Origin of the sequence: Saccharopolyspora sp. NPDC050389 (assembly GCF_040655595.1) — a bacterium.
In the GTDB taxonomy this organism is placed as follows: Bacteria; Actinomycetota; Actinomycetes; order Mycobacteriales; family Pseudonocardiaceae; genus Saccharopolyspora.
This window is the reverse complement of record NZ_JBFAKG010000051.1, coordinates 42,693-62,698: the sequence shown is the minus strand read 5'-3', so window position 1 is coordinate 62,698 and position 20,006 is coordinate 42,693. Positions and strand designations below refer to the sequence as shown.

Here is a 20,006-nt window from a genome sequence, read left to right as displayed (position 1 = left end):
AGGTCTTCTCGCTGTGGGATCCCCGACATCATGAATGCCAATTCACCACGTCGGGGCTGTCCTCGCGAGAAGACCTCTGAGAACCCGCGGCGGTGCCGGTTGCGAGGGTGGGCTAAGCGGCTTTGCCGCTTCAAAGACAAAACGCCCGCGTTACCACATCCGCACGTCACCACATCCAAAACAGCCTCTACAGCAGCCCAAAGTACTCACGGGGGCTCGCCAGGTCGAACATCCACCTTGTCCGGTTCGATCGGTTCCGGTGCCCGCCCGGTTCCCTCCGGGGCGGGAATTTCTGCCGGGTGTTCGGCGTTGGGAGCGGACCGCGACCGGTTTTCGGTGCTTGTCGGCGACGGGACGGATAGGGTTTCGAACATGGTGGGTTCATTGCTGGGGACCGAAGTCCAACGGGTCGAGGACCCGGAACTGCTCCGCGGTCGGGGCACCTACGTCGGCAATCTCGAACTGACGGGCATGCTGCACCTCGGGTTCGTCCGCTCGCCGCTCGCGCACGCGCGGCTGAGCGGCGTCGACGTCACCGCGGCCGCCGCCGCGCCGGGCATCGTCGCGGCGTTCACGGCGGCCGACCTGGACGTGCCGATTCCGCCGCCGTTCATCGAACTCAACGCGCAGTGCGCGCGGCCGCCGCTGGCCACCGACCGGGTCCGGTTCGTCGGCGAGGCCGTCGCCGTGGTCATCGGCGAGAGCGCCGCGGCGGTCGCCGACGCGATCGAGCTGGTCGACGTCGACTACGACCCGCTGCCCGCCGTCGCCGACCCGGAGCAGGCCCTGGATCCCGAGGCGGAGCAGCAGTTCCCGGAGCTGGGTTCGAACGTGGCCGCCGGATACCGCGACGCCGCCGGGGCGGACGTGCTGGCCGAGGCGGACGTCGTGGTCCGGGCCCGCATCGAGAACCAGCGCGTCGCGGTCGTTCCGTTGGAGGGCAACGCGATCGCGGTGGAACCGGGCGGCTCGGACGAGGAGTACGACGCCACGGTGCACGTCTCGACGCAGATGCCGCACGGCCTGCGGGACGGCGTGGCCAAGGCGTTCGGCTGGGAACCGGAGCGGGTGCGGGTGATCTCCCCGCACGTCGGCGGCGGGTTCGGCGGCAAGGCCGGCGTGATCCCCGAGCACGCGGTGACGGTCGCGGTGGCCAAGCGCCTGGGGCGGCCGGTCCGGTGGATCGAGACGCGCTCGGAGAACATGCAGGCGATGCCGCACGGCCGCGCGCAGGTGCAGTTCGCGGAGCTCGGCCTCAAGCGCGACGGCACGATCGTCGGCCTGCGTTGCCGCGTGATCGGCGACTGCGGCGCCTACGCGGGCTGGGGCGGCATCCTGGCCATGGGCTCGACGCGCATGATGGCGCAGGGTGTCTACCAGATCCCGAAGATCAGCTACGACGCGGTCGCCGCGATGACCAACACCACGCCGACCGGCGCGTTCCGCGGCGCGGGACGGCCGGAAGCCGCGGCGATGCTGGAGCGGATGATGGACCTGGCCGCGGCCGAACTGGACGTGGACCCGGTTGCGTTGCGGCGCAAGAACTTCCTCGTGCCGGAGTCCTTCCCGTACAAGACGGTGGTCGGCGCCAACTACGACAGCGGCGACTACGAGCTGCCCTTCGACGAGGCGCTGCGGCTGGCCGACTACGACGCGTTGCGCGCCGAGCAGGCCCGGCGCATCGCCGACGGCGAGAAGGTGCTGCTGGGCATCGGGCTGGCCGCCTACGTGGAGATCACCGGCGGCGGCTCGGGGGAGTACGCCGAGGTCGAGGTGCACGAGAACGGCGCCCGGATCAAGGTCGGCACGTCCGCGCACGGGCAGGGTCACGCGACCTCGTTCGCCATGATCGTCTCCGACACGCTGGGCATCCCGATGGAGTCGATCGAGTTCGTGCAGTCCGACACGGCGCAGGTGCCGCGCGGCGGCGGCACCAGCGGGTCCCGGTCGCTGCAGATCGCCGGCAGCGCGGTGCAGGAGGCCGGCACCAACGTGCTGCAGAAGGCCAAGGAGCTGGCCGCGTCCCGGCTGGAGGCGTCCGTCGACGACATCCAGCTGACCGACGGCGGCGAGCTCGGCGTGGCCGGAGTGCCGAGCGCGACGATCGCCTGGGCGGAGCTCGCCCGCGCCGCCTCCGACGACGGCGACCGGCTGGCCGCGAACGTCGACTTCGCGCCCGGCGGCGCGACGTTCCCGTTCGGCGCGCACGTGTCGGTGGTCGAGGTGGACACCGAGACCGGGTTCGTCCGGCCGCTGCGGCACGTCGCGGTGGACGACTGCGGCCGGGTCCTCAACCCGCTGATCGTGCGCGGCCAGCAGCACGGCGGCGCGGCGCAGGGCATCGCGCAGGCGCTGTGGGAGCAGGTGACCTTCGACGCCGAGGGCAACCCGGAGACCGGCACCCTGGCCGACTACACGATCCCGTCGGCGGCGGACCTGCCGTCCTTCGAGGTGTCGAACACCGAGACGCCGAGCCCGCACAACCCGTTGGGCGCCAAGGGAATCGGCGAGTCCGCCACCATCGGGTCGACACCGGCGGTGCAGAACGCGGTGGTGGACGCGCTCAAGCACCTCGGGGTGCGGCACGTCGACATGCCGACCACCCCGGAGCGGGTGTGGAAGGCGATCGAGGCCGGCGCGTCGGCGACGCACTGGCAGGAGCCGCCGGCGGCGTTCGCAACGCTGCCGCTGCGTCCGGATGACACCCCGGACGACGCCGACGAAGCCGTCGCCTGATCCGTCGGTCCTACGTGCCCGTGGCTCGTGAGTGTTCACTCCGGTAAGAACCGGAGTGAGCACTCACGAGCGCTTGCGTCAGGCGCGGCAGGCGCCCGGCGGCCAGATGACCGTGACCGGGAGCCCGCGGTCGCGGGCGGCCGCGACGATGTCGGCGGTGCCGCCCGGCCCGGCGGGCGGGCGGCCGTCCCAGACGGCGATCAGGTGGTTCGCCGTGTCGAGCATGCGCAGGCCGGCCGCCAGGTAGGCCTGCGGTTCCGCGGCGACGTAGTCGAGCTCGACGATCTCGGACGCCTCGGCGCAGAGCGCGTCGAAGGTCGCGAGGTGCGGTTCGGGCAGCGCTGCGCGGTATTCGCAGGCCGGGATGATCACGGCCAGCCGGCCGCCGTGGTCCAGCACGAGCCGCGCGAAGATGCTGTCCGCGCCGTCGGCGAGGCAGGTCAGCCCGACGAGTTCGGCGGCCGGGTAGTCGCGGATCTCCGCGCGCAGCCCGTCCGCCACCAGCCGGGCGGTTTCCGCGGGTAACTCCCGGTGCCCGGTGATCGCAACCCGCATCGAATGCCCTCCTCCTCGCCGCGAACGCCGGCCGGCTCAGGCCTTGCGGCGCGTTCGGTAGGCGCGCATCTTGTGGCGCGCTCCGCAGATGTCCATGCTGCACCAGATGCTGTTGTTGCCGGGTGAGCGGTCGTAGTACAGCCAGCGGCAGTCGTCGGCCCGGCAGACCTTGAGCCGGCCAGGTTTACCGGCCAGTCCGTCGATTACCAGGGTCGCGATGAGCCGGCCGATGAGCATCTCGACGGCGGAGCCGTGCGCGGTCGGGATCACCACCTGGCCGTCCCGCCACTGCGGTGGCTGAAGCAGGCGGCGCGCGTAGTCGTTCAGCTCGGCGGAGCCGGTTCCGGCGAGGTGACCGCGGATCGCCTCGCGGGCCTGCACCAGTTCCCGGCGCGCGGGTTCGTCGAGCTCGTCGGCCGCGTCGCGCCAATCGTGCGCACGTAGCCAGGCCCGGGTGCCTGCCACGTCCGCGAAGGCGTCCTCGTCGTGCAAGAAGCGCGCGGAGTTGCCGAACGCTTCGACTGCTGCCAGCTCACCCGGTGCGGCCGGTCGGTCGTATACCACGACATCAGATTACCGGTATGTCGAATCTGATGGTAACGTTACTGGCAAAGCTTCGAAGACGGTAACGGGAGGTCGAGATGAACTGGGAGCTGCCGGAGCGACACGAGTCGCCGCACGGAACGGTGCGCTGGGCGAGCTTGGGGCAGGGCGATCCGGTGCTGCTGATGCACGGGACGCCGTTCTCGTCGTACGTCTGGCGCGACATCGCCAGGGCGCTCAGCGCCCGGCACCAGGTGTTCGTCTGGGACATGCCGGGCTACGGGCAGTCCGAGAAGCGCGATGGCCAGGACGTCTCGCTGGCCGCCCAACAGGAGGTGTTCACGGGCCTGCTGCGGCACTGGGGCCTGCGGGCTCCGTCGGTTCTCGCCCACGACTTCGGTGGCGCGGTGGCGCTGCGGACGGCGCTGCTGGACGGCGTCCAATATGGACGGCTGGCGCTGATCGACGCGGTCAGCGTGCGGCCGTGGGGTTCGGAATTCTTCCGCCTGGTGCACGACAACCACGAGGTCTTCGCGGCGCTGCCGCCGAACCTGCACGAGGCGCTGGTCCGCCGCTACATCACGACGGCGGCGCACCGCGAGCTGCGCGGCGAGGTGCTCGACGCGCTGGTCGAGCCCTGGCTCGGCGATGCGGGCCGGCCGGCGTTCTACCGCCAGATCGCCCAGGCCGACGAGCGCTTCACCCGCGAGGTCGAGGACCGCTACGCGGAACTCGACTGCCCGATCCTGATCGCCTGGGGCGAGCAGGACGCATGGCTGCCTCCGGAGCGCGCGAAGGACCTGGCGAAGCGGATCCCGCACGCCGAGCTGGCCTGGATCGGCGAGGCCGGTCACCTGGTGCAGGAGGACAACCCGGCGAAGGTCACCGCCCTCGTCGCCGACTTCCTCGCCCGGTGATCGCCAGGCGTCCCGCGGCTTGAGCCGAAGTTGTTCGAGGCGCCAGACGGCGCAGACCGCGAGCGGGCGTCCGTCGTGGTTGCGCGGATCGGCTTGATCGTCGTGTCGGGAGTTGGTGCCAGAATCTCGCGGCATGGCGAGGAGAACGGTTCGGGAGCTGGCCGGTCGGTTGGTCGGTCTGGGCATGGTCACCGAGGAGAAGGCCGCCGCGGTGCTGGCCGACATCGGGGCCGAGGACCACCTGGACGAGGAACTGCGAGGACGTGCGCTGGCCGGTTGGCTTCCGGAATTCGGCATCGCCTTCTCGGTGCACGGCGAGGACGTCGACTACGTCGAGGACTACTACCCGGACCTCCTTGAGGAGGACATCGCGGCGTGCACTGGCGGCGCCGTGGTCATCTCCGACGTCGTGCTGGTGCGCTACGACGGCATCGAGAAGCTGTACTTGGTGCGCAACGGCGAGCCGGTCTGGTGGAGCGTCTCGCACGAATCCGACGACTACGTCGATCTGGCGGCGGTGGCCGGGCAGATCAACGACCTCGACCCGGGCGGCGATGATCCCCGCACGTTTCACCAACTGCGCCCGGAGAAGGTGGACGTGACCCAGGACGACATCTACGTCCTGGCGTCGCCGGAGCAGGCCAGGGCGCTGCACGACGAGTTCGGCCTCGACTTCTACGGGCTGGACTCGGAGTGGCCGCGGCGCGGGGCGGCGCCGACGGCGGAGCCGGGCACGAAAGAGTGGTACATGCAGGAGGACCGCCGGTACATGACCGAACCGGCGAAGGAATTCCTCGACCGATGGCTGTCCGATATGGACGGTGCGCTCGACGGGTGGCGCACCCGGTTCCTGCCGGCGGACTTCCCGTTCGACTTCTCCCCGGCCTCCCTGGATGCGCTGGAACGCCTCGTGCTCGACCGGTTCGCGAACCGGCCGGCCGTCGAGGCGGCCGCGGCGGACCCGTTCGTGGTGGGCGCGGTCCGCTACCTGGGGGAGGCGCTGGTCCGGAGCGGGGCGGGACACTGGGGTTACCGGGACCTGGTGGATTCGATCTACGACCGGGTTCCGCTGATCCGCTCCAACACGCCGGACGCGTTCTGGGGAATCGTGATCCCGCTGCACCAGCTCGGCACAGCCGCCGACCGCCGCGAGCCCGGTGCCCTCGGCAGGTCGGTCGAGGAGCTGCACGACGCGGCCGACCGGTACGCGAGGGCGCTGCGGGCGCTCGACTCGATCCGGCGGTCAGAGGTGGATGTCTAGGCGCTGGCCCGGCTGCATCTCGGTGTACGGGTTGCGGCGCGTTGGACGATTCCGCTGCTCGGCGTCGGGGGTTGGTGCCAGAATCTCGCGGCATGGCGAGGAGAACGGTTCGGGAGCTGACCGGTCGGCTGGTGGGTCTGGGCATGGTGGCGGAGGACAAGGCCGCCGAGATGCTGGCCCGCATCGGCAAGTGGAACAGTCTGGACGAGGAGCTGGCGGAAGACGACCTCTTCGGTTGGCTCCCGGAGTTCGGCATCGCGATCTCGGTGCACGGTGAAGACGTCGACTACGTCGAGTACTACTACCGCTACCTGCTGGAAGATGAGGTGGCCGCTTGCACGGGTGGTGCGGTGGTCGTCACCGATCTCGTGCTGGTGCGCGACGAAGACGACGAGGACGATGACGATGAGTTCCTGCACTTCCTGCACAATGGCGAGCCGGTTTGGTGGTCGGTCGAGCACCAGTCCGATGACTACGCGGACCAGGTAGCGGTGGCGCAGCAGATCGGCGACCTGAACCCAGGTGGTGACGATCCGCGCATTTTCTTCCAGTTGCAGCGGGAGAAAGTGGAGGCCTGCCAGGACGATGTGTACGTCCTGGCGTCGCCGGAGCAGGCCAGGGCGCTTCGCGACGAGTTCGATCTGGACTTCCACGGGCTGGACGCGGTGTGGCCGCGGCGCGGGGCGGCGCCGACGGCGGAGCCCGGCACCGTCGAGTGGCACATGCAGGAGGACCGCCGGTACATGACCGAGCCGGCGAAAGAATTCCTCGATCGGTGGCTGTCCGATATGGACGGTGCGCTCGACGAGTGGCGTGCCGGTTTCCTGCCGGAGCACTTTCCCTTCGACTTCTCCCTCGACTCCCTGGACGTGCTGGGGCAGCTCGTGCTCGACCGATTCCCCGATCGGTCCGCGGTCCGGGAGGCTGCCGAGGATCCGTTCGTCGTGGGCGCGGTCCGCTACCTGGGCGAGACGCTGATCCGGAACGGGCCGAACCACTGGGCTTGCCAGGACCTGGTGGGCACGGCGGACGACTGGATGCCGATGATCCGGCCCAACACCCCGGACGCTTTCCAGCTGGCCATGATCCCGCTGGATGAGCTCGGCCATGCCGCCGCCGATCGCGATCCCGGCATCCTCGGAGAGGCCGCCGAGGGCCTGCGCGAATCGGCCGACCGGTACGCCAAGGCGCTGCGGTTGCTCGATTCGATCCGCCAGGGCGGGCCGGAACTGTCAGAGGTTGATGCGTAGGCGCTGACCCGCGTTGATCGTGCAGGTTTCGGGGAAGCGGAGCAGCGGGCCGGATTCGTCGGCGCTCACCCGCACGTCGACCGGCGCGTCGTCGAGGGTGGCCCGCGCGGCGGTGCCGATCGCGTCGAGGCGGAGGCTGCGCAGGTCGAGGCGGCCGTGGTGGAGCTCGAGCGTGCTGGTGCGTTCGGATTCGGTGCGCGTCTGCCGGTACCGGCCCCAGCCTTCGGCCGTCGCGAAGGCTGCCGCGAACTCCTCGGCGCGGATCTTGGGGGCGAATCCGAGGTGCCCGTTGGGACCGTGGTGCTCGAATCCGAGCGCGCTCAGGTAGACGCCGAAGCTGGCCATCGAGCGCGCGTAGTGGTCGCTGCATTCGATCTCGTTGTACGGGTTGCGGCGCAGCGGGCCGTACCGATCGTGCACGGAGCGGGCGATCGCCAGGCCCTCGCCGACCATGCCTTCGGTGATCAGGTGCGCGGCCACCTGGTACTCGATGCCGTGCCAGGCCTCGTTGAAGTAGCTGGTCGACCAGTTGTTGCCGGCCTCGTCGCCGCCGCCGTTGGGCCAGGTGCACATCACCAGCGCCGGGACGTCGTTGTCGTAGAAGATCCGCCCGCCGTCGATCGGGCTGTGCTTCCGGTATTCCATCGGCCGGGGCACGAAGTTGTGCCGCCAGATGCTGCGCAACGCCGACCGGGTCGGCCCGGGCGGCAGCACGCGGGGCAGCCCGAGCTGGGCGGCCCAGCTCTGCCCGAGCAGCTGGTCGGCGAAGCAGCCCCGATTGGTGTTGACCGAGCCCGGGTGCGCCGGGTCGAGTTCGTGGACGAAGTACTCGCCGTTGAACAGGTCCCGGACGATCACCTCGGCTCCGCTGGCCGCCAGCTCGGCGCAGCGCAGGGCGAACGCGTCGTCGCCGACCTCGCGGGCCATCGCCCCGGCGGCCCGCAGCGCCGCCACGTACAGCCCGGAAAGCCAGCTGTTGCGGCCGAACCAGGTGGCGTCCTGGGTGTTGGGCTGCGCGCCGTCGAGGATCCCGTCCGGCTCGGCGTCGGAGCCGATCAGGTACTCGACCGCCTGCCGGGTTCGCGGCCAAACGCGTTGCAGCCATTCGGAATCCGGTGACATCTGGTGCTCGCGGTAGATCCGCAGGATCGTCCCGGCCTGCCCGTCGACCGCGGGGCTGCGGTCGGCCTCGCCGCGCATGCTCAGCTGCCCGGTCGCGGCGTGGAATCCGATGCCAAGGTCGACGCGCTCCCGGGTGTCCCGCTCCACGGCGGGGAACAGCCGGGCGAGCGCGTGCGCGTAGTGCCACACGTGCGTGCAGGTGCCGGCGCAGCAGTAGGCACCTTCCCAGCCGTAGAACCGGCCGTCGGCGAAGCGGTAGCAGGTCGACGTCGACAGGATCGTGGTGTTCGTGGCGACCCGCTCCAGGAACCAGTGCGGCAGCGTCGAATCCTCGTACCAGGCGCGCGTCCACGCCCGCGTCGCGCCGAGCAGGCGTTCCTGTTCGCGGGCCAGGTGCGCGACGACATCTTGCGCGCTGCCGAATCGGCTCGCGTAGTGCCGCAGCAGTTCCCGGCCGTGCTCCAGGAACGCCAGCCCTTCCCGGTCCGGCACCGGGAAGTACCAGGCCAGCACGAACCGGATCGTCCGCTGTTCGCCCGGCCTGAGCGTCACGCCAGCCGTGACCACTCCGGCACCGCGCTCCGTCAAGCCGTCCACTGTGGATGATCCTGGCGTCGGCGCGAAGACATCGCTCGGCGACTCGAAGGTCTCCGTCGCCGGGCACACCCGCGCCCGGTCCGCGCCGAGCACGGCCAAGGCGACGCTGCCGTGGTCCGGCAGTTCTGGCAGGGGCGGCTGCGCCGGGGCGTGATCGGTGAGCCGGAGCTGGTCGACGCCGACGTGCCCCCACGGGCCGGTCTCGGCGTCGATGATCTCGATGACCGCGTCCTCGCCCTTCCACGGCCCCAGGTACAGCACCCGGTCGGCCAGCTGGTCGCTGAACGAGCCGGTGGTGGTGCCGACGACCGCGCCGTCCACGACGACGTTGAGGCAGCACGTGCCGGGATAGTTGCCGCCGCTGATGCGGAACCGCAGGTAGTTGCGCTCGATCCGGAACGGTTCGCTGCGCAGCGTCCCGGTAGCGCGGTCCCGCGCTCCGGCGTCGTCGCCGGGCGCGCTCGCGTGCGAATCGGCCATCCGCATCCCGAACGCTCCCGCCTCGCCCTGGTAGTCCGGCCGGTCGAGAGTGCGGACCGGGCCGCTGCCGAACGCGTCGCCGGTGACCAACCAGCCCGCGTAGTCGGGCTTCTCCCAGTCCTCCAGCACGAGGTCCGCGCGCGCCGGGTTCTCCGCCGCGCCTTCGGTGGCGGTGAACTGCACGCCGGGCGCGCCGTCGAGCTCCCGGGAGTGCAGCCGGAGCGGCCGGGTGTGCCTGCTGGTCAGGCAGACGGGATTCGCCAGGAAGCCGGCGACTTCGACTTCGGCCGTGGTCGTTCCGGTGTTCGTCGCGGTGTAGTCGAGGAACACCGCGGGGTAGGAGCTGTCGTCGATCTCGGTCGGGACGAACGGCGAGCAGGCGTTCAGCGCGATCCGCACCGGCTCGCCCGGATCGGCGTAGTCGACCTCCGCCGCCGGTGGCCGCCCGGCGAAGGTCACACCCGGGAAGCCGCGCGCGTCGAGCCAGCGGGCGCGCTCGCCGTCGCCGTCGGTGACGCGCACCGCGAAGCCGTGCTCGAACGGCGAACTCGGCAGCGGCGGCCGGGTGAAGTGCAGGTCGTTGATGTTGGCCGGGGCGGTCCGGTTGTCGACGTCCCAGTGCCACAGCCGCCCGTCGCCGCCCAGGTAGAGCTGCCCGCAGCCGATGCCGCCGATCGGCATCCCGACGAACTTCAGCTCCTCGCCGCGCAACCGGCTCGGGGCGCCGCGGTCGGACAGGTCCTCGCGTTCAGTTTCGGCAGACACGACGCAACTCCCTCTGCGCTCCCGCGCGGGCGGCCGATTTCGGTGCGAAACCAGTCGATTCTAGGAATTCGCTGTGTCATCGCGCGGTTACTCGGTACGTTGATCATCCGGTCGGAGGAACGGCCGGCGATCGTTACCGGCCGTGAGGATGCCCACTATGCGGGAGTCGTGTCTCGGCCAGTGGTCGGCCGAGGTTTAGAGTGCTGCAGAGGCTGTTTTGGATGTGGTGATGCGGGTGCAGTAGGGCGGGTTGTTGTCTTTGAAGCGGCGCAGCCGCTTAGCCCACCTACGCAACCGGCACCGCCGCGGGTTCTCAGAGGTCTTCTCGCGAGGACAGCCCCGACGCGTCGTATTGGACATACGTGTGTCGGGGATCCCACAGCGAGAAGGCCTCTGAGGTTCCGCAACCCGCACCGCCACGCAAAACGAGCCTGGAAACAGGTATTTGGTCAACGAGGAAGGTTTCGACGCCATGGCTGTCGGCCAAGCCCCAGCACCGGGAGTGCGGGGTTCCGGAGCATCGGGAGATCCCACCCCGCGGAACTCGACCCGGCAGGTCGTGCTCGCCAGCCTCGTAGGAACCTCGATCGAGTTCTACGACTTCTACGTCTACGCGACCGCCGCGGTGCTGGTCTTCCCGCACCTGTTCTTCCCGGCGGGCGACCCGACCGCCGCGACCCTGCAGTCGCTGGCGACGTTCGCGATCGCCTTCGTCGCCCGCCCGGTCGGCTCCGCCCTGTTCGGCCACTTCGGCGACCGCATCGGCCGGAAGTCCACGCTGGTCGCGTCGCTGCTGACGATGGGCATCTCGACGGTGCTGATCGGCCTGCTGCCCGGCTACGAGCAGATCGGCGTCGTCGCGCCGCTGCTGCTGGCGCTGTGCCGGTTCGGCCAGGGACTGGGCCTCGGCGGCGAGTGGGGCGGGGCCGCGCTGCTGGCCACCGAGAACGCGCCCGCCAACAAGCGGGCCTTCTTCGGCACCTTCCCCCAGCTGGGCGCGCCGATCGGGTTCTTCTTCGCCAACGGGCTGTTCCTGCTGCTGTCCGAGTTCATGGACGACGCGACGTTCCTGGCCTGGGGCTGGCGCGTGCCGTTCCTGGTGTCGGCGGTGCTGGTCGTGGTCGGCCTGTGGGTGCGGCTGAGCATGCACGAAACCCCGGCGTTCGCGAAGGTCGTGGCGCGCAACGAGCGCGCGAAGGTGCCGTTCGCGCAGGTCTTCCGCAGCGACTTCAAGGCGCTGATGCTCGGCACGTTCATCATGCTGGCCACCTACGTGCTGTTCTACCTGATGACGGTGTTCTCGCTGTCCTTCGGCACGGCGAAGACCGGCCTGGGCTACGAGCGCTCGCAGTTCCTGGTCATGCTGCTGGTCGGCGTGGTGTTCTTCGGCCTGACGGTCCCGCTGGCCGGCTGGCTGGCCGACCGCTACGGGCGGCGGCCCACGCTGATCATCACCACGGTCGCGATCATCGTGTTCGGCCTGTTGCTGGGCCCGTGGTTCGGCGCGGACTCCGGCGTGGCCACGGTGTCGTTCCTGGTGGTCGGGCTCGGCCTGATGGGCATGACGTTCGGGCCGATGGGCGCGGTGCTGCCGGAGCTGTTCCCGACCGCGGTGCGCTACACCGGCGCCTCGGTGTCCTACAACCTCGCCAGCCTGCTGGGCGCCTCGGTCGCCCCGTACATCGCGACCTGGCTGGCCAGCTCCTACGGGCTGGGCTGGGTCGGCGTCTACCTGGCGGCGATGGGCGCGATCACGCTGATCGCGCTGATCATCACCAGGGAGACCCGCGAGGCGTCAATCGAGGACTGAACCCAACCGCGCGAGCAGCTCGTCCAGCAGCGGCAGCGAGGTCGCGTGGTTGAAGCGGACGAAGCCCCGTCCGGCCGTCGAGCCGGGCGGGGCGTAGTTCGTTCCGGAGTTGACCCGGATCCGGGCGTCCCGCAACAGCACTTCCGCCGGTTCCGGGCCGAGCTCGCGGACGTCCAGCCAGGCCAGGAAGCCGGCCTGCCCTAGGTGCACCCGGACCCGTGAGCGCTCGCCCGCCCACTCCTGCAACCGGTCGCGGGTGCGGTCCAGGTAGCTGCGCACCGCGGTGAGCCAGCCGTCGTCGTCCCGCCACAGCGCGGTCGCGACGGCGAGCCCGGGAACCGAGGCGCGCATCTTCTCGTACGGCGGGACGGTGTCGAGGAGGTGCTTCGTGGACTCCTGGCACACCAGCACCGCGGACTTGAGCCCCGGCACGTTCCATCCCTTGGACACGCTGGTCACGGTGACGGCCCGGTCGCCGACCGCGGCGAAGGGGACGAAGTCCTGATCGCTCGCGCGCAGCGGCGCGTGGACCTCGTCGCTGATCACGAAAGCCCCGTACCGGTCGGCTAGTCCGGCGATCGTCCGCAGCTCGTCGCGCGACCAGATCCGGCCCGTCGGGTTGTGCGGGTGGCACAGCAGCACCGCCCGCGCACCGGTGGCGAGCGCGTCGGCGACCGCGTCGAAGTCGATCCGCCAGCCGTCCTCGGCGGCGCGCAGCGGGCACTCCCGGATCGGCCGGTCGAGGTGGTCGAGCAGCGCCAGGAACGGGGGATAGGCCGGGGTCAGCAGCACGACGCCGTCGCCGGGCGCGGTCAGGCGGCGCACCGCCGCGTCGAGCCCGGCCATCACGTCGGCGACGGGCGAGACCAGCGCTGGATCGACGCGCCAATCCTGTTCCCGCGCAACCCAATCGGCAAACGCCGCGAGGTACTCGTCGATCACCGGGTAGCCGAAGTCGGAGCGTTCGACCAGTCCCAGCAGCACGTTTCGGGCCACCGGGCACAGCGGGTAGTCCATCTCGGCGATCCAGGCCGGCAGGACGTCGGGCTCGACCAGGGCCCACTTCTGCGATCTGCGCCGCCGCAGCTCCTCGGGGCGCAGGGCATCGAACTCGGCGTGCAGCTCCGCAACCGTCATTCCCGCGATTATGCGGCGGCAGCGGTCGAGGCGGTCCACGATCGGCGAAATTCGTTGGCGCGACGCCGGGTTCGCGTGGTTAGGTGCGGTCATGTCCGACATTGCCGCTGCTGAGCGCCTGCGGGCGTGGGTTCGGGAAGACTTCGGCATCGATCTCGTGGCGATCGATCCGGTCGGAAGCGGCGCGGACGTGGCCGCGGAAGTCCGGCGCGGGACTTCCGCGGAGGGGGAGCGGTACGCGGTCAAGTGGAGCGGCGGCGGCACGACGGCGGGGTTGGCGGTGTCGGCGTGGCTCGCCGAGCGCGGAGTGTCGGGTGTTGCCGGGCCGGTGCCGACGCGCGGCGGCGGGTTGTGGAGCGAGCGCGCTGGGCGCCGGTTGTCCTTGGCGCCGTGGGCATCCGACGAGGGCGCGTTGAACGGCGGGATGACGGCACAACACTGGGAGGCGTATGGAGCAATGCTCGCGCAGGTGCACGCCATGCCCGCGGCGGAGGCGCCGAAGTCGCTGCCGCGCGAGGAGCACACGCACGAGCGCTGGGCATCAGCAGTGCGCGTCCTCCACGGCGAGTGCGTTTCCGGCGAGCTTCCGGCCGATGATCTGGTGCGCTCCCTGATCTCGGCGTGGCGCGCCGCGGCGGATCGCATCGCGGCGCTGCTGGCGCAGGCCGATGCGCTGGGGCGGAAACTCCGCGCGCAGTACGCGCCCAACGTCGTCTGCCACGGCGATCCGCACCTGGGGAACCTGCTGTTGCGCGGCGCGGACGTGTTCCTGATCGACTGGGACGACGCGGTTCTCGCTCCGCGCGAACGGGATCTCCTGTTCGCGATCGGCGGGGTCCTGCTCCCGTTCGCGCCGGTCAGCCGGCAGGAACAGCAGTGGTTCTTCGCCGGGTACGGGCCGGTGGACGTCGACCCGCACCGCCTGGCCTACTACCGGTGCGTTCGCGCCATGGAGGACCTCGCCGTCCCGGCCGCCCAGGTGCTGGAGCTCCGCGCCCCAGAGGCGGAGCGAGCGGAAGCGCTGTCCATCTTCCAGGGCGTGGTGTCGTCCGCCGGGCTCGCCGGTCTCGCCCTCGCCTCGGCGCAGACCGGCTGAGCGGCGGTCACGGGCTAGATTTCTGCTTCGCCCCAAGCGTCGACGACGACCTTGTCGCCGACGGACAACCTTCCGGGCTGCAGGACGGCGAACTTGGTGCCGAAGGCGATTCCGTCATCCGCCCGCCGGTACTGGGCGAGGGTGCGAAGCGGCTCCGGGCCTGCTCGGCGACCGTCCGCCTGGTCGATGGTCGTGACGGCGCAGCGGATCGCGAGCTTGGCGTAACCCAGCACCGCCTCGCCGATCGAGATCGTGCGCGCCAGGTCCTCGACGTGCGGCTCTTCCCAGCCGCTGATCACGATGTTGGGGCGGAACCGGTTCATCGGCAGCGGCACCGCCCCGTTCTCGGTCAGCCGCTCGTTGAGCAGCTCCAGCGAGGCCGTGGAGATCAGGTGAACGGGGCAGCTGTCGGCGTAGCCGGACGTCCCGGGTGTCGCGCCGTCGGTCACGCGATCGTGTTCGGGTGGGACCCGCACCAGCCTGCTGCGCGCGCCGAGCAGTTCGGAAAGCCACTCCGCGGCGATGTCGCCCTGGTCGATCCCCAGGAACGGCGCGCCGAACAGGTCGACCGGTCGGCGTGCGCCCGTGCGGTTCACCGCGACGGCCACCGGTTCGATGCCCGGCGCCGAGAGGCTCAGCAGATCCCCGTCGACATGGGGTTGCACCAGCGCGAGCCGGGGGTGCTTGCGCTGGGTCCGGTAGGTGCCGTCGAGGTCGACGACCATGAACGCGCGGTCGTGTTCGAGTCCGGCCGGGGTCAGCGTGGAACCGCTCGTTGCGACTCCAGCGCATCCCTTCACCGGATAGCTGATGAGAGCGGCGATCTCGCCTGGCGCGGTGAACAAGGTGACAGGCCTCCTTGGTCAGGAGGCGCCCTTGTTTCCGTTCGTATCGGCGGTCAAGCGTGGCGGGCACAACCCGTCGCAGCGCCTCTCGACCGCGTCCTCAGGCAGCTTGCCTATTCGCGGCCTCGCAGTCAACGCAATTCTCACGGCAGCCGGCCGGAGGTGCGCAGCAGGTCGAGGAGGCGGTCGACGAACTCGGCCTGGGCCGCGTTGAGCTTCTCGCGGGCGGTGTCCGGATCGCACCACAGGGCCCGGTCGACCTCTGGGAAGCTCTGGCGGCGGCCCGACTTCGGCGGCCACTCCATCTCGAACTCGTTGCTGCGCAAGGCGGTCGGGTCGAAGTCGCCCTCGACGGCCCAGGCGGTCACGAGCTTGCCGTTGCGCTGCTTCACCTCGCCCAGCGGCGACAGGTCGCGGTCGGCCAGCGGCATGCCGGTCTCCTCGGCGAACTCCCGGACCGCCGCCGCCTGCGCGTCCTCGTCGGGCTCGTGCTCGCCCTTCGGGATGGACCAGGCTCCGGCGTCCTTCTTCTTCCAGAACGGCCCGCCCGGGTGCACCACGAGGACCTGCGGCGATCCGTCGTCGACCTTGAACAGCAGGATGCCGGCGCTTCGTTTGCTCATCCCACCAGTGTCGCGCACCAGGTCGGTGCCGCCGCACGGTGTCCGATGTGGATGGTGGTGCGAGCCGGCTGCCGGTCAGCTCTGGCGGAAATCCCGAAATCCGTCGATGCTGGCAGCGTGGAACGGGTCGTGCTGCATGTGGATCTCGATCAATTCATCGTCGCCGTCGAGCTGTTGCGCCACCCCGAGCTGCGGGGGCGGCCGGTGCTCGTCGGCGGATCCGGCGACCCGAAGCAACGCGGCGTCGTGGCCGGAGCGTCCTACGAGGCCCGCGAGTTCGGGGTTCGCTCGGGGACGCCGCTGCGCACCGCGGCGGCCCGCTGCCCGGAGGCGGTGTTCCTGCCCGCAGACCGCGAAACCTACCTCGCCGCGTCCGCCGACGTGATGGCGGCGCTGCGGGAGGTCGGCGGCATCCTGGAGGTCGCCGGGTGGGACGAGGCGTTCATGCTGGTCGACACCGAAGACGCCGAGCTGACCGCGCGATCGGTTCAGCGGCACGTGCGGGAGCGCACCGCGCTGGCGTGTTCGGTGGGCATCGGCGACAACAAGCTCCGCGCGAAGCTGGCTTCCGGGCTGGCCAAGCCGGCCGGGGTGTTCCGGCTGGACATGTCCAACTGGGTCGAGGTGATGGCATCCCGGCCGCCGGAAGCGTTGTGGGGCGTCGGCGCGAAGACGGCGAAGAAGCTCGCCGCGCGCGGCATCGCCACGGTCGGCGACCTGGCGCGGACCGCGATGGCCGACCTCGCAGGCGAGTTCGGGCCCAACATCGGGCCCTGGCTGGTCGCGCTCGCGCACGGCTACGACTCGACCCCGGTCACCGACGAGCCCTACCGGGCGCGCTCGCACGGCCGGGAGGTCACCTTCCAGCAGGACCTGCGTGACGAGGCCGAGATGCGCTCGGAGATCACCCGCCTCTCGCACGTCGTCGCGGACGACCTCGCGGACGACGACGTCCTGGCCCGCCGGGTCGTGGTCAAGGTGCGGGATTCCCGCTTCGCCACCCACACCCACGGCGTGTCGCTACAGGCCCCCACCCGCGACGCCGAAGCCATCGACGAGGCGGCCCAGACGGCCCTCGGCCGGTTCCCGCTGGACCGCCCGGTCCGCCTGCTCGGCGTCCGGGCCGAGATCGCCCGCGCGGCAGACTGAAGCGAACGGCCTGTTCGCCTCGCTAGGCGGAGTGATCGGTCCGTTCGCTCCGGTCCGGTGATCGTCGTGGATTGAGGTGAACGGACCGTTTGTCCCGGTAGGCGGAGTGATCGGTCCGTTCGCTTCAGTCCGCGTGCGTGCGGTCGGCGAGGGCCTTGCGCAGCAGCGGGGTCAGGCGGAAGTCGACGAGGCTGCGCATCGCCAGCGCGAAGTTGGTGCGCTCGACGCCCGGCGTCGCCAGGACCTGACCGGCTATCCGGTACAGGTCGTCGGCGTCCACCGCGACCACCCGAACCAGCAGGTCGGTCGCGCCGGTGAGGCCGAAGACCTCGACGACCTCCGGGATCTGCGCCATCGACTCGGCGAGCTCGCCGAGCATCTGCTGGGTGACCTGCACGGTGATGAACGCCGTCAGCGGATGGCCGAGCGCGGCCGGGTCGATGCGCCGCTCGAACGACCCGAGCCTGGGTTCCAGCTTGGCGAGCCGGGCCTGCACGGTGTTGCGGGACAGGCCGACGCGTTCGGCCAGCGCGACCACCGTCGCGCGCGGCTCCTCCCGCAACGCCAGCAGCAGCCGGATGTCCACCTCGTCGAGCGTGTCAGTGCTGGGCACAATGCTCACCTTCGTCCGCTCGCACCGAACCGTGCCGGTGCAGAATGCGCAAAATCGGGTCCATAACTTGTGCAGTGATTGTGCTCTTGGTGTTCTCCTTGAAGCAATGTGGCAACTTTCCCGAGGAGGCGCTATGACCAGCGCGGCACCGGTCCAGGCGGCGACGGCCGAATCCCTGCGCGAGGTCGAGCAGCAGGTGCTCTGGTTGTCGGCCGCGATCATCGACCACGCCAACCGGGTGCGGCCCAACGCCTCGGGGCTCAAGGTCGGCGGGCACCAGGCGTCCTGCGCCTCGATGGTGTCGATCATGACCTCGCTGTACTTCGAGCACCTGACGGCGGCGGACCGGGTCTCGGTGAAGCCGCATGCGTCGCCGGTGCTGCACGCGATCAACTACCTGCTCGGCGAGCTCGACGAGTCGCACCTGACTACGTTGCGCGAGTTCGGCGGCCTGCAGAGCTACCCGAGCCGCACCAAGGATCCCGACCCGGCGGACTACTCGACGGGCTCGGTCGGCCTCGGCGCGACCGCGCCGATCTGGGGCGCGGTGGCCCGCCGCTACGTCGACAGCCACGTCGGCGGCGCGGGCACCGGTCGGCAGTACTCGCTGCTGGGCGACGCGGAACTGGACGAGGGCGCCTGCTGGGAAGCGATCATGGATCCGACCGTCGCCGACCTCGGCGAGATCGTCTGGATCGTCGACCTCAACCGCCAGTCGCTGGACCGGGTCGTGCCGAACATCGCGGCCAACCGGCTGCAGGGCATGTTCGCCGCCGCGGGCTGGCAGGTGCTCACCTTGAAGTACGGGCGGCTGCTGGAAGAGCTGTTCGCCCGGCCGGGCGGCGAGGCGCTGCGGGCGCGCATCGACGGCATGAGCAACCCGGAGTACCAGCGGTTGCTGCGGTGCACGCCAGAACAGCTGCGCGAGCGGCTTCCCGGCGTCGACGGCGGCGAGATCGCCCGACTGCTGTCCGATGTGGACGATGAGGCGCTCGCCGCGGCGATCCGCAACCTCGGCGGGCACGACCTGGCGGCGCTGGACGGCGCGTTCCGGGCCATCGACGACACCCGGCCCACCGTCATCTTCGCTTACACCGTCAAGGGATACGGCCTGGCCAGCGAGGGCCACCCGCAGAACCACGGCTCGCTGCTGAGCGCCGAGCAGATGCAGCAGCTCGCCGAGAGCGTCGGCGCCGACCTGAGCGACCCGTGGCACCGCTTCGCTGCCGGCAGCCCGGCGGGCCAGCGGTGCGCCGACGCCGCTGCGCGCCTGCGCCGCCGCGAGCGCCCGCAGGTGTCGCCACCGGAGCTGCCGGCGGACATCGGGCGGACGCCGACCGGCACCACCACGACGCAGGCCGCGCTCGGCCGCGCGCTGCTGGACCTGACGCGCGGTGCGCCGGAGGCGGCGGCGCGGATCGTGACGCTGGCGCCGGACGTCAGCTCGTCGACGAACCTCGGCGGCTGGCTGAACAAGGTCGGCGTGTGGTCGCCGACGGAGCGGGTGGACTGGTTCGCCGACGACGCCGAGACCATCCTGCACTGGCGGGAACGCCCGGCCGGTCAGCACATCGAACTCGGCATCGCCGAAACGAACCTGGTCGGCCTGCTCGGCGAGCTCGGCGCCACCTGGAGCCGCTGGGGCCAGCCGCTGCTGCCGATCGGCGTCGTCTACGACTGCTTCGTCGGGCGCGCGCTGGAACCGTGGTCGTTCGGGATGTACGCGGGCGGCCAGTCGATCCTGGTGGGCACGCCCTCGGGCGTCAGCCTCGCGCCGGAGGGCGGCGCGCACCAGTCCGTGATCACGCCGTCGATCGGCCTGGAGCAGCCGGGCCTGACCAGCTACGAGCCGGCGTTCGCCATCGACACAGAGTGGTGCCTGCTGGCCGGGATGGCCCGCCTCGGCAGGCCCGACGGCGGCTCCGCGTACCTGCGCCTGTCGACCCGGCCGGTCGACCAGACGCTCGCGGCGGTGCCCGCCGACCCGGCGGCCCGCGAACGCCGTCGCCGCCTGGCGATCGGCGGCGCCTACCCGCTGCGCCGCCACACAGCGCCGGAGGTGACGTTGGCGGCGATGGGCGCGTTGGTGCCCGAGGCGCTGGCGGCCGCCGACCGGCTCGAAGAGCAGGGCGTCGGCGCGGACGTGGTGTGCGTGACCAGCCCGGGCCTGCTGTTCGAGGCGTTGCGGGCGCGGCAGGGCGCCGGGGGATCGGCGGGCATCCTGGACCAGGTCTTCCCGGCGCACCGGGCGACGCCGCTGGTGACCGTCCTGGATGGACATCCGCACACGCTGGCGTTCCTGGCGGGGATCAACCGGGTCCGGGCCGCCCACCTCGGCGTCACGGCCTTCGGCCAGTCGGGCTCCCTGGAGGATGTCTACCGCTACCACGGCCTGGATGCCGACACCATCGTCCGCACGGCCCTCGACATCACCGACCACGCCTGATCCGCCGCGGCGGGCCAGGCACCCGCGCGTACTTTGGGTCGCTATAGAGCCTGTTTCCAAA

15 protein-coding genes are annotated in these 20,006 nt (G+C 70.8%); 8 read left to right on the top strand and 7 right to left on the bottom strand.

Annotated elements, in window-relative coordinates; genetic code table 11:
• Window positions 1-372: 372 nt before the first annotated feature.
• Window positions 373-2,736, top strand: coding sequence for a xanthine dehydrogenase family protein molybdopterin-binding subunit (locus AB0I53_RS29440; RefSeq protein WP_358609875.1), 2,364 nt, complete (start codon window positions 373-375; stop codon window positions 2,734-2,736).
• Between the two features lie 78 nt (window positions 2,737-2,814).
• Here the strand turns inward: AB0I53_RS29440 and AB0I53_RS29435 are convergent, their stop codons facing one another.
• A complete protein-coding gene (locus tag AB0I53_RS29435; protein ID WP_358609872.1) occupies window positions 2,815-3,291 on the bottom strand; it encodes a hypothetical protein in 477 nt (158 codons plus the stop codon).
• A gap of 36 nt (window positions 3,292-3,327) precedes the next feature.
• Entirely contained in the window at window positions 3,328-3,855 is a 528-nt protein-coding gene (locus AB0I53_RS29430; protein WP_358609869.1) for a CGNR zinc finger domain-containing protein, read from the bottom strand.
• A gap of 77 nt (window positions 3,856-3,932) precedes the next feature.
• On the opposite strand from AB0I53_RS29430, the gene AB0I53_RS29425 reads away from it, so the two are divergent.
• From AB0I53_RS29425 to AB0I53_RS29415, 3 genes are all read left to right on the top strand, one after another.
• Window positions 3,933-4,751 (top strand): alpha/beta hydrolase, encoded by an 819-nt coding sequence (locus AB0I53_RS29425; RefSeq protein WP_358609866.1) that lies wholly within the window; start codon window positions 3,933-3,935, stop codon window positions 4,749-4,751.
• Between the two features lie 133 nt (window positions 4,752-4,884).
• Window positions 4,885-6,012: a hypothetical protein gene (locus AB0I53_RS29420; protein ID WP_358609863.1), complete on the top strand. Its 1,128-nt coding sequence runs from the start codon at window positions 4,885-4,887 to the stop codon at window positions 6,010-6,012.
• A gap of 92 nt (window positions 6,013-6,104) precedes the next feature.
• Window positions 6,105-7,262: a hypothetical protein gene (locus tag AB0I53_RS29415; protein WP_358609860.1), complete on the top strand. Its 1,158-nt coding sequence runs from the start codon at window positions 6,105-6,107 to the stop codon at window positions 7,260-7,262.
• On the opposite strand, the gene AB0I53_RS29410 is transcribed toward AB0I53_RS29415, so the two are convergent.
• Entirely contained in the window at window positions 7,245-10,226 is a 2,982-nt protein-coding gene (locus AB0I53_RS29410; protein ID WP_358609857.1) for a GH116 family glycosyl hydrolase, read from the bottom strand. The two genes, AB0I53_RS29415 and AB0I53_RS29410, sit on opposite strands and share 18 nt — an antisense overlap.
• Window positions 10,227-10,698: 472 nt before the next feature.
• Between AB0I53_RS29410 and AB0I53_RS29405 the strand changes: the two genes are divergently transcribed.
• Window positions 10,699-12,036: an MFS transporter gene (locus AB0I53_RS29405; protein WP_358609854.1), complete on the top strand. Its 1,338-nt coding sequence runs from the start codon at window positions 10,699-10,701 to the stop codon at window positions 12,034-12,036.
• Here the strand turns inward: AB0I53_RS29405 and AB0I53_RS29400 are convergent.
• On the bottom strand, window positions 12,022-13,173 hold the full coding sequence (locus tag AB0I53_RS29400; protein ID WP_358609851.1) for an aminotransferase class I/II-fold pyridoxal phosphate-dependent enzyme: 1,152 nt from the start codon (window positions 13,171-13,173) through the stop codon (window positions 12,022-12,024). The genes AB0I53_RS29405 and AB0I53_RS29400 overlap by 15 nt on opposite strands.
• A 91-nt stretch (window positions 13,174-13,264) precedes the next feature.
• On the opposite strand from AB0I53_RS29400, the gene AB0I53_RS29395 reads away from it, so the two are divergent.
• Window positions 13,265-14,269 (top strand): aminoglycoside phosphotransferase family protein, encoded by a 1,005-nt coding sequence (locus AB0I53_RS29395; RefSeq protein WP_358609848.1) that lies wholly within the window; start codon window positions 13,265-13,267, stop codon window positions 14,267-14,269.
• A 14-nt stretch (window positions 14,270-14,283) separates the two neighbouring features.
• Here the strand turns inward: AB0I53_RS29395 and AB0I53_RS29390 are convergent, their stop codons facing one another.
• Window positions 14,284-15,114 (bottom strand): MOSC N-terminal beta barrel domain-containing protein, encoded by an 831-nt coding sequence (locus AB0I53_RS29390; RefSeq protein ID WP_358609845.1) that lies wholly within the window; start codon window positions 15,112-15,114, stop codon window positions 14,284-14,286.
• 143 nt (window positions 15,115-15,257) lie between these two features.
• Window positions 15,258-15,737, bottom strand: coding sequence for an NUDIX domain-containing protein (locus AB0I53_RS29385; protein WP_358609842.1), 480 nt, complete (start codon window positions 15,735-15,737; stop codon window positions 15,258-15,260).
• Window positions 15,738-15,854: 117 nt separating this feature from the next.
• Here AB0I53_RS29385 and AB0I53_RS29380 point away from each other — a divergent pair, with 117 nt between their 5' ends.
• Window positions 15,855-16,886, top strand: a complete 1,032-nt coding sequence (locus tag AB0I53_RS29380) for a DNA polymerase IV (RefSeq protein WP_358609839.1) — start codon at window positions 15,855-15,857, stop codon at window positions 16,884-16,886.
• Between the two features lie 124 nt (window positions 16,887-17,010).
• Here the strand turns inward: AB0I53_RS29380 and AB0I53_RS29375 are convergent, their stop codons facing one another.
• Window positions 17,011-17,499: an Lrp/AsnC family transcriptional regulator gene (locus AB0I53_RS29375; RefSeq protein WP_358609836.1), complete on the bottom strand. Its 489-nt coding sequence runs from the start codon at window positions 17,497-17,499 to the stop codon at window positions 17,011-17,013.
• Window positions 17,500-17,632: 133 nt separating this feature from the next.
• On the opposite strand from AB0I53_RS29375, the gene AB0I53_RS29370 reads away from it, so the two are divergent.
• Window positions 17,633-19,945 carry a pyruvate dehydrogenase gene (locus AB0I53_RS29370; RefSeq protein WP_358609833.1) on the top strand — a complete coding sequence of 771 codons (2,313 nt, stop codon included), beginning with the start codon at window positions 17,633-17,635 and terminating at the stop codon, window positions 19,943-19,945.
• The last annotated feature ends 61 nt before the right edge of the window (window positions 19,946-20,006 follow it).